10 protein-coding genes and 1 pseudogene are annotated in these 8904 nt (G+C 68.9%); 3 read left to right on the top strand and 8 right to left on the bottom strand.

Annotated features, from left to right (window positions below; translation table 11 throughout):
* Positions 1–262: 262 nt before the first annotated feature.
* The gene (locus VIM26_RS11525) at positions 263–655 is read right to left on the bottom strand and encodes a YciI family protein (RefSeq protein ID WP_331951262.1); all 393 of its coding nucleotides are present in this window, start codon (positions 653–655) and stop codon (positions 263–265) included.
* Between the two features lie 185 nt (positions 656–840).
* On the opposite strand from VIM26_RS11525, the gene VIM26_RS11520 reads away from it, so the two are divergent.
* The 3 genes from VIM26_RS11520 to VIM26_RS11510 all read left to right on the top strand — a co-directional run bounded on the left by VIM26_RS11520 (position 841) and on the right by VIM26_RS11510 (position 3230).
* Positions 841–1611: a hypothetical protein gene (locus VIM26_RS11520; RefSeq protein ID WP_331951260.1), complete on the top strand. Its 771-nt coding sequence runs from the start codon at positions 841–843 to the stop codon at positions 1609–1611.
* Positions 1598–2059: a type II toxin-antitoxin system VapC family toxin gene (locus VIM26_RS11515; protein ID WP_331951258.1), complete on the top strand. Its 462-nt coding sequence runs from the start codon at positions 1598–1600 to the stop codon at positions 2057–2059. Before VIM26_RS11520 ends, VIM26_RS11515 begins: the two co-directional genes overlap by 14 nt.
* A gap of 754 nt (positions 2060–2813) precedes the next feature.
* Positions 2814–3230: a hypothetical protein gene (locus VIM26_RS11510; protein WP_331951256.1), complete on the top strand. Its 417-nt coding sequence runs from the start codon at positions 2814–2816 to the stop codon at positions 3228–3230.
* A gap of 265 nt (positions 3231–3495) precedes the next feature.
* Here VIM26_RS11510 and VIM26_RS11505 read toward each other — a convergent pair whose 3' ends face one another.
* The 7 genes and pseudogenes from VIM26_RS11505 to VIM26_RS11480 form a co-directional block, all read right to left on the bottom strand.
* Positions 3496–4809, bottom strand: a complete 1314-nt coding sequence (locus VIM26_RS11505; protein ID WP_331951254.1) for an IS110 family transposase — start codon at positions 4807–4809, stop codon at positions 3496–3498.
* Positions 4810–5063: 254 nt separating this feature from the next.
* Positions 5064–6218: a cysteine desulfurase family protein gene (locus tag VIM26_RS11500; protein WP_331951252.1), complete on the bottom strand. Its 1155-nt coding sequence runs from the start codon at positions 6216–6218 to the stop codon at positions 5064–5066.
* Positions 6215–7369 carry an NAD(P)/FAD-dependent oxidoreductase gene (locus VIM26_RS11495; RefSeq protein WP_331951250.1) on the bottom strand — a complete coding sequence of 385 codons (1155 nt, stop codon included), beginning with the start codon at positions 7367–7369 and terminating at the stop codon, positions 6215–6217. Before VIM26_RS11495 ends, VIM26_RS11500 begins: the two co-directional genes overlap by 4 nt.
* Entirely contained in the window at positions 7369–7494 is a 126-nt protein-coding gene (locus VIM26_RS11490; protein WP_331951248.1) for a hypothetical protein, read from the bottom strand. Before VIM26_RS11490 ends, VIM26_RS11495 begins: the two co-directional genes overlap by 1 nt.
* Positions 7495–7523: 29 nt before the next feature.
* A pseudogene (locus tag VIM26_RS27045) lies at positions 7524–7706 on the bottom strand (DsrE family protein); the annotation flags it as partial.
* A gap of 8 nt (positions 7707–7714) precedes the next feature.
* Positions 7715–8428, bottom strand: a complete 714-nt coding sequence (locus tag VIM26_RS11485) for a PIG-L deacetylase family protein (RefSeq protein ID WP_331951246.1) — start codon at positions 8426–8428, stop codon at positions 7715–7717.
* Positions 8429–8436: 8 nt separating this feature from the next.
* Positions 8437–8904: rhodanese-like domain-containing protein (locus VIM26_RS11480; protein ID WP_331951244.1), on the bottom strand; the 468-nt coding region annotated here is incomplete at its 5' end.

Here is an 8904-nt window from a genome sequence, read left to right as displayed (position 1 = left end):
CCGAACGACTGCGCCCGCTGCTGGACAACTCCCGGCGTCTTCGCGAGCTCGTCTCCGAGTTCGAAGCCCTGGCACTACGACAAGTCGAAAACGATCCCGCACAGCCAGACCCCTGACCGGCCTATTTGCGCGCGCTCTAAGACGCAGGCGGCCGTCCCCGACGAAACGCTCGCTCATGCCGAGAGTCGGACGTTCGCTCTCCGGGTTACGCCGGTGATCGACCGTGCCGAGGGTGGTGCGTTGCGAACCTGCCGATGTGCGGTCACCCTCGATCACGCGTCTTCAGGGCGTCGACGTCGACAGCAACCTTGCCGAGCATCGCCTCGAGTTCGGGGTCGAACCCGATCGCCCGTACTTCCTGCGTACAGCGGCACGCAGCAGCGATCTTGGCAGCCCACTTCAGCGCGTCCTCGCGTGAAGGCACGTCCACGATCGTGATTCCGCCGATGAAGTCCGGTCTCGGGCCGTCGGTGACCGTCCCGTCCGTGCCCACGAGATTCGCGGGTTCCTCTTCCAGGCCGCCGGTCAAGAGGTACACACCGGCGTCGATGAGCTCTTGACAGACCGCGTGCGCAGCCCTGCCCACCTCGGGCATCTCCTCGTCGGGGATGTGGTTCATCGCGTCGCTGGGGAACGTGATCAGGTACTGCGTCATCGCATGTCCTTCCTCTCGCATCGCATAGATCGGCGGCACCCCACCTATCCACGCACGCTATGCATGGGATCCGATCGCTGCCAGAGGGGAGAACGCGCAGCCCTCCGCCCGCACGCTAATGCCGCATAGTGCGCGAGTTGCATCCAATCCCGGCGACTGGCGGTGCGGCCGTGCATGATGGGGCCATGAACGCGCTCGAACTCATCGTGGACGAGGGCCGCCCCGCTAACGCGGGGCGCTTCTTCCAGTTGGGTGCCGACCTGCTGGCGCTCCTGGACGAACTGTCCGACGTCCCGGTCACTTGGCGCGTCGAGGACCTGCGCATGGGCTCCGCGGTCGCGAGGGTGGCCCCGCCGCCCGACTCCAAGGAGGGGCGCTGGCTCCGGCTCGCGGTCAACTCCCTGGACGCGGTACAGGGCGGCGGCGGGCTACCCGCTGACTGGAGCCCGGACGCGATCAAGGTCGCCCGGCGCTTCGTAGAGCACGGTCAGCCGAATGAGGACGAGACAGACTGGGTGCCGCCGCGCCTCCGGCTCGTGGGGGACGCGGACCAGCCTGCCCCTGTCGTGGACCTCACACCCGAGTTGGGCGGTCGTCTAGCCGACCTACAGCCTTTCGAGCGTCGGATGCCTGGCTCCGTGCGCGGCACGCTCGTCGGGCTCAACGTCTCCCGAGGTAACAGGGCGTCTCTCCGGCTCCCCAACAAGCGGATAGTGCGCGTGGGCTTCGAGACCTCCCTACGGGCCGACCTGAAGGAGGCCATGCTGCAGCAGGTCGAACTGCGCGGCGTGGTCCGACAGGACGACGACGGCCGGGTGTTCAATGTCCGGGCCGAGGGCGTCGAGGTCCTGGTCAAGCCGGAGGCGCGCTGGACGGACCTCATCGGCATCGACCCCGACTACCTGGAGGGGGCCTCCATCAAGGAATGGCTGGAGGCGAACCGTGGTCAGGCCTGACAAGATCGAGACCGCACTGCTGGACGCCTCGTGCCTGCTCGGCGTCATCGTGGCCGACCCGGAGTTCCGGGCCCTGGGTTCGCTGCTGGCCGCTGTGGACCGCGGGGAGGTCCGGCTCGTGGAGTCCACCGCAATCCTCGCTGAGGTTCTGGTGAAGCACCCCAAGGACACCCCGAGGCACGCGCTCGCCCGGAAGACGCTGCGCTCGCTCCTGGAGTCCCCAGAGACGGAGTTGGTGGACGTCTCGACCGCGGTCGCCCGCAAGGCGGGGGAGTTGAGGGTCGGGCACAACCTCAAGACCTGGGACGCGGTCCACCTAGCCACCGCGATCCTCGCGAGCGTGGACGTCCTCGTCGTCCGCGACCACAAGTTCCCTAAGGGAGAGTTCGAGGGCGTTTACGTCACTGGGCCGTTCGACATCGACGCGGACAAACTCCCTCTCGGGTGAGGGCGTGGCGCGCCAGAAGTCATAACGGGTTGGCCCTGGACGTCCGCTATTGCCGCTGGTCGCGCTGCCGGAGCGATGGCGCTGGTGACCGGAAGCTGCCGTTGACGGACGCGGCACGGATAGCGTCTCGCTGACTGCGCATCGACGCTCGCGGCGGGCCGAGGCATTCGAAGCCGACAGGTTGGCGGCTCCGGGTCGGCGAGGGGCGCACGTCGAGTCGGCAGCGCAGGCTCCAGTTATAGTCAGTTGTGTGGGTGAGCCTGCAGGCACTCGAGCACCGCGTCGTGAGGTGAATGCGTGAGCGTTCCGTACCCGCTCAACGGCCCGGTCTCGTACAGCCAGGATGAGGAGCATCTGATCGGGCTCGCCGCCCGCTTCATCCTGGAGCATCTGGGCCACAGTCCGGTGTGGGACGACGTCGAGCGTCACCTGATGACCCGCCATGGAAAGTCGAAGGCTGAGGCGAGTCGCGCCGTGCTCATCGCAGAACTCGACCTCGAGTGGCAAGGCACGATTCATTACGACGAGACCGTGTTCCGTCAACCTGGCCTGCCGGCCGACATCGCACCTGCGGCTGCAGGAGGTCGCCGAGGCGGTCTGGGGTCTGGGGTGGCCCCGCCCCGATGGAAGACGAAGCCGGTCGATCCACGACTGCTTCATCGAGCTCGGCGGAAGGTATCGACACTGCGACGTCTACTGGGCGATGCACGAGGTGCTGAAAGGCTCTCGGCTCCGTTGCGTGCGTCGTTGGTGGATGCTGCTGGCCGACGCCGGCGAGGTCCTGGCGGACCCGACGCTCACGGTTGGCGAGCGTGACGAAGTTGAGCGGGTGCTGGAAGCGGACTTGCGCGATGCGTACGCGAACTGGCTACCTCACCGGGTGCAGCGTGAGTATCCGTTAGACAGCCGCTTCGCCGATATCTTCGACACGAAGCGTCGGCTCATCGTCGAGGCGAAGATCTCCACTGACGACCTAGTGGTTCTCGGTGCCGTCACTCAGGCGATGCACTACCGGATGCTGGCGAACCGCGAGACGGACCGAATCGACGGCGTGGCGGTCCTCTTGCCCCGCGAGCCGTCTGACCTAGCTCGAGCAACACTGCGGCAGAACGACCTCGAGGTCGGCTTCATCTGGCGCGACGGCAGCTCCTTCAACGAGGAACTGGCGTAGCTCCTGCAGCTGCCGGCGAACGAGGCCGGCGCGGCGATGCGGCCTCGTGTCCTGCTCGGACGCGGGCCCGGGTGAGCGGGAGCAGTCCCGCGACGTGGCCGGCACGGGCTGTCGTGACCTCCAGAACACGCACGCCGACCGCCCTCCGACGGGGCGACTGGAGCCCTGACGCCGCCGCGTGTCGAGCCACCGCTACGCGGCCGCACCCGCCCCGAGCTCGGTCCGCACAACGCACGCACATGGCTCCCTTCTATTGCGCCCTGTGTCAAGGGGTTGGGCTCCGGGAGGCCGTCGAGTGTGCGTCGACGCTGGTCGGTGTCAACGTCGTTCGTCCGGTAGGGCGCTCCACGTTGACACCTCCGGCGCGTCGTCGCGATGTAGCGGCTGTTCCCGGACCAGGGGTCTTCCGAGTCGACGCCTGGCTAGGTAGCGTCAAGGGTGCGGGTTCGGGAAGTGGCTTATCCGAAGAGCCGATGTCCGGGGTCTGGTCGGTCGCGCTGGATTTCTTAGTCGCCCCCGAGTGCCCTCCCGGGCCCGCCTCATCTGGGTATCGGCTGCGCAGCTGCGCGTCGGCGACGAGCTGGCGGTAGACCACGTCGGACAGCCGCCGGCGCAAGCAGCGCATGGCTTCCATCGTGGTCTTGGACTGCTCCAGCTTGCGCCGGTAGTACGCCCGGCCGTCGGTGTCGTTACGCATCTGAACGATCCCGGCGATGTACAGCACGTGGTTCAGCCGGCGGTTGCCCGCCCTCGACAGCCGGTGGCGGACCTGCTCGCCACTGGATGCGTCGATCGGCGCGGTCCCAGTCCAGGACGCGAAGTGGTTGCGGTCGGGGAACCGGGCCACGTCCCCGACATCGGCCAGGATCCGTGCCGCACCGGCAGGCCCGACACCGTTGATGTCCATCAGGTGCGACCCCAAAGCTTCGACACCGGCCTTGAGCTCGGCCTTCATCGTCTTCATCTGGGCGTCGATGCGTTCCAGGTCGGCCACCTCCATCGCGGCCATCCGGCGCCGGGTGCGCCCGACCAGATCCCGCGGCCGCACGCCGGCAAGCAGAACCTTGTACTGCGCGGTCGACTTCTTGGCCGGGGCCCCGCCAGGGCGCAGCTCCAGGAACAGCCGATGAAGGCGGTTCAGCGTCTGTGCCCGCGCATGGGACAACTCGTCACGCCGATCGGACAACAGCCGCAGCACCATCAGCTCCGGGTCCAGGCTGATCTCGCGCAAACCCTTGTCCCGCAACGCGACCATCACGATGGAGTGCGCGTCGGTGGCGTCGGTCTTGCGGCCCTGACCGGTGTCGAACACCCGAGCCCGAGCGGCCAGCTTCGCCGGAACGTCCAGCACCCGCTCCCCGTCAGCCAGCAGCCGCTGAGCCACCGGGCGGCCGATCCCGTTCGCGCCCTCGACCGCCCACTGCCGCTCCGGCCACTGCCGGGCGACCTTGAGCATCGCCTGATACTGGCGGTTGTCCGTGCCGAATCGGCCCTTGGCCCGCAGAATCTCTCGGGTGTCTCGGGCCTCGATTGTCACCGACCGCTTGTGCGGGTCCATCCCGATGACTACTTGATCCATCACACGCCTCCTCGCTCGTCCGATATGACTGTTCAGCGAGGACGGGCAACGCTACTTCGAGCTGAGCAAACCCTTCTTGAGCCACGCCTCGCCGCGGTGCCCGGCCGGCGCGAATCCGCCTGTACGGTTTCGCTCCCCAACGTCGGTTGCGCAGGGTAGCCAAAGACGTCGGAGTTGCCACGAGTGCGTCGATAGACCAGGAGCGAGCAGGCGTCGGGGGCCAGGTCGCCGCAGATCTCGGCCCAAGCCGATCATCATCGTAGTGAGCTGGTGGCGCAGTCACCGTAGCCTCGCACGAAGATGCGCACCGCGTTGTCGATGTCTGCGGTCGTCGTCCCGTGACCCAGGGAAAGCCGGACTGCGCCGAGCGCCACCTCCGGTGTAGTCCCCATGGCAAGCAGCGTCGCGGCGGGGGTGTCCTGACCCGCGTGGCATGCCGACCCGGTGGACGCCGCCAGCCCTGGTGACGCGGCCAGCACGGCCCGGCCGAGGACGTCGGGGAACGAGACCATCAAGGTGTTGGGCAGAGAGCCCTTCGGGGTATGCCGGACGCTGCCGGGGATAGCGTCGCGCAGCTGCTCCCAGAGCGTGTCGCGCAGCACAGCCAGCCGCACGCCATCCGCGTCCAGGCGACCACCGGCCAGCTCGCACGCCGCACCCAAGCCGACGATGCCTGGAACGTTCTCCGTCCCGGGCCGGACACCGCCCTCTTGTCCGGCGCCGAACAACACGGGGCCAAGCGGGGTGCCGGCACGGCGGTACAGGGCGCCGACTCCCTTCGGGGCGTAGCACTTGTGCCCGGCGATGGAGAGCAGGTCCACTCCGAGGGCATCGACATTCACCTCGATCTTGCCGATGGCCTGGGCGGCGTCGGTGTGCATCAGCGCGCCGACCGCGTGGGCTGCGGCTGCGACCGTAGGGACGGGCAGGATGGCGCCGGTCTCGTTCTGGGCGAGCATCATCGTCACCAGTGCGACGTCCGGGCCCAGCTCCGTGGCTGCCATGGCGGCGTCGACGGTGCCGGCGCTGGTGACCGGGAGGGCGGTGATCGTCCAGCCGGCTGCGTTCAGGTGAGCCAACGGGGCGGTCGTGGCTGGGTGTTCGACGACGGTCGTGATGATGCGGCGTCGGGTGGGGTTGGCGATGCTGGCGGTGCCGCGGATGGCCAGGTTGTTGGACTCGGTGCCGCCGGAGGTGAAGATGATCTCGGCTGGGTCGGCGCCGATTAGCGCGGCGACCTGGGCGCGTGCGACGGCGACGGCGCGGGCCGCGGCCCGGCCTGTGGGGTGGTCGCTGGAGGGGTTGCCGTACTGGTCTCGCAGGTAGGGGAGCATCGCGTCGAGGACCTGGGGTGCGACCGGGGTGGTGGCGTTGTGGTCCAGGTAGATCAGGGGCTGGTCGTGGCTCACAGCCACCTCCGTATCACGCGCTGTTCGAATGTGACCTTGCCCCAGTGCCAGCGACGTGCCGGGGAGTGCAGGGCGACCGTGGGAGCGGGGTCGCCGTAGAAGTTGCCGGAGCCGTAGGCGGCGCGGCCGGCGCCGGTCTCGATGAAGCAGCCGCCGTGCCCGTCGAAGCCGCCCGGAGCCGGTTTGCCGGTGATGTCGCCAGTGATCGTGTCGGCCACGACGTGGGCCTGGGCGTGGGCGAACACACCGGCACGCGGGAGCGGTTTGCCGATGCCGAGCACGATGTGCGTGTTGTCGCCGATGGCGTATACGCCCTCGAAGTCGGTGGCCAGGGTGGTCGGGTCGGCGTGGATCCAGCCGTCGTCGGCGGCCAGGGCGGAGTTCGCGATGGCCTGCGGGGCGCAGATCGGGGGCATGTACACCAGCAGGTCAGCGTCTTCGCTGGTGTCGCCGAAGTGGACGGTGCCGGGTTCGGCGGCGGTGATCTGCCGGCCGGGCTGGTAGTCGATGTCACGGTCGGCGAGTAGCTGCTGTACAGCGGCGGAGACGTTTGCGCCGGCGACGGGCATGGGTGCCGGTTCGGCGCTGCGGACCACCACCTGCACCCGGTCGCGTACGCCGCGGGCGCGTAGCTCGGCGTCGATGAGCAGCGCCGCCTCGTACGGTGCGGCGGGGCATTTGTACAGCGGTGCCGCTGTGACCACGACGATTCGGCCGGACTCGATGCGGGCGAGCTCGCCGGCCAACCGTTGTGCGCCGGGCAGGGTGGCGTAGGTGTGGCCGTGGTCGCCAAGTCCTGGCACTCGGTCGGTGGCCCAGTCTGCCCCCAGGGCCACCACGAGGTGGTCCCCGGTCAGGGTCCGCTGCCCGACGGTCAGGGTCCGGCTGGTGGGGTCGATGTCGGTCACCTCACCGATGACCACCTCGATGCCGCGTCGTTCCAAGCGTTTGAGGGGGCGGGTGATCTGTTCCGGTCGGCGGGACCCTGTCATCACCCACAGGTAGGACGCGGCGTAGGTGAAGTCCGGGTCGCGGTTGACCAGGACCACGCGGTGGCGGCGGTCCAGGCGCCGACGGAGCCGGTTGGCGGTGGCCACCCCGCCGATGCCGCCACCGGCCACCACAACCGTCTGCGCGGCGATCGGGGTCATCAGAACACCAGTACCTTGTCGGCGGCCAGGGTCCAGTCGGTGAGCTCGTCCATCGTGGACCGCGCAGCGCCCTGAACGAGCATGGCCGCCGTGACGCCCGGGCGTCCATGCAGGTGCCGCAGCATCCGATATGCCCGCCGTGGCGGGAGATGACGGACAGCATCTTGTCGAGGTTGTAGTAGCCGTCTGGGGTCTTCTGCCCGGACATGGCCACCGTGACACCGTCACCCATGAGGAAGACCCGAAGGCTCACCTCGTCGCGCTTGGCCATCGACGCCGCGAGGCGTACCGCGTTGTAGGTGGCGTCCTGACCGTAGGCAGCACCGTTGATGATCATCAGAGTGTTCACGAGCTCATACCGTCCTTCTGGGGGTGGGGGTGGGGTCGTCGTAGCCAGCGCAGATACTCACGGTCGCCGAGCAGGTCCAGCCGCCGCCACAGCAGGCTCTCGGGTATGGCCTGGCTGGGGTGGCAGGCGACGGCGGCCAGTTGACGGGTGCGGTCCAGGGTCACGACCAGGTCGATGTCCTCGGGTTCGTGGCCGGTGAACGCGGCGCCGTACTCCTGGTTGAGCGCGGCGGCGACGCTGCGGGGGACGGTCCAGCCCAGGACCGCGAGCCCCGAGCGGTCGGCGGCGGCCAAGGCCGCGATGGTGGCGCTGGCGTGGTCGAGATGACCGGTGACCCCGTCGGTGTCGAAGACGACAAGCCCGTCGGCCCCGACCTCGGCGGCGAGGTCGAGCACGTGGGCGGACAGGTCGTCCACGTCGACCTCGGTCAGCGCGCCGTCGGGGTAGGCCAGAATTCGCACCGGGTCGACGCCCAGTACCCGGGCGGCGCCGGTCAGCTCTGCTGCACGGACGCTGTCGAGGTCACCCTCGATGCCATGCAGGGTGGAGGACTCTCCGTGGGTGTAACAGAGCACCGCCACGGCTGCACCGGCGTCGGCGAAGCCGGCCAGGACCGCGCCGATGCCGAAGGACTCGTCGTCGGGGTGCGCGACGACGGCCAGGACCGAGCGCCATCGCGGCAGGTCGTCACCGGGGCTGGGATTGCTCATGCCCGGGCTCACGCGACGTCGGACTGGATCGGCATGCCGGCCAGTCGCCACTCGAGCATTCCCTCACGCAGCCGTTGCGCCGACCGGCCATGCCGGGTCAGCAACCGGACCGCGTCGTAGGCGAGCACGCAGTACGCGCCGCGGCAGTATGCAACAACCTGGACGTCGGCGGGCAACTCGGCCAGGCGCTGTTCAAGCTCCTCGACCGGAATCGACACCGCGCCGGGAATGTGGCCGGCGGCGTACTCGTGTTGCGGGCGGACGTCGAGCACCACGGTCTGGCCGCTTCGTGCACGGCGCAGCAGCTCCTCACGGGGAACGTCCTCGGCCTCGCCGACATCGTCCCCGCCGAGGTAGGCGACCAGGGCCCGGTCGGCGTCGGCCAGGTGAGTCAGGGCCACATCACGTAGGTCGGCGTACAGGCCCGCCACGTCGTCGCCGGCGAGCCGGTAGTGCACGCTCGTGCCCTCCTTGCG

The sequence above is a fragment of the Pengzhenrongella sp. genome (genome assembly GCF_036565025.1).
GTDB lineage: Bacteria > Actinomycetota > Actinomycetes > Actinomycetales > Cellulomonadaceae > Pengzhenrongella.
This window is presented reverse-complemented; position numbering and strand designations above follow the sequence as displayed.

Bases quoted from the DNA above. Each gene is read 5' to 3' on its own strand.
- VIM26_RS11525 (WP_331951262.1), bottom strand. From the start codon at position 655: ATGACGCAGTACCTGATCACGTTCCCCAGCGACGCGATGAACCACATC.
- VIM26_RS11520 (WP_331951260.1), top strand. From the start codon at position 841: ATGAACGCGCTCGAACTCATCGTGGACGAGGGCCGCCCCGCTAACGCG.
- VIM26_RS11510 (WP_331951256.1), top strand. From the start codon at position 2,814: ATGCTGCTGGCCGACGCCGGCGAGGTCCTGGCGGACCCGACGCTCACG.
- VIM26_RS11505 (WP_331951254.1), bottom strand. From the start codon at position 4,809: ATGGATCAAGTAGTCATCGGGATGGACCCGCACAAGCGGTCGGTGACA.
- VIM26_RS11495 (WP_331951250.1), bottom strand. From the start codon at position 7,369: ATGACCCCGATCGCCGCGCAGACGGTTGTGGTGGCCGGTGGCGGCATC.
- VIM26_RS11490 (WP_331951248.1), bottom strand. From the start codon at position 7,494: ATGCTGCGGCACCTGCATGGACGCCCGGGCGTCACGGCGGCCATGCTC.
- VIM26_RS11485 (WP_331951246.1), bottom strand. From the start codon at position 8,428: ATGAGCAATCCCAGCCCCGGTGACGACCTGCCGCGATGGCGCTCGGTC.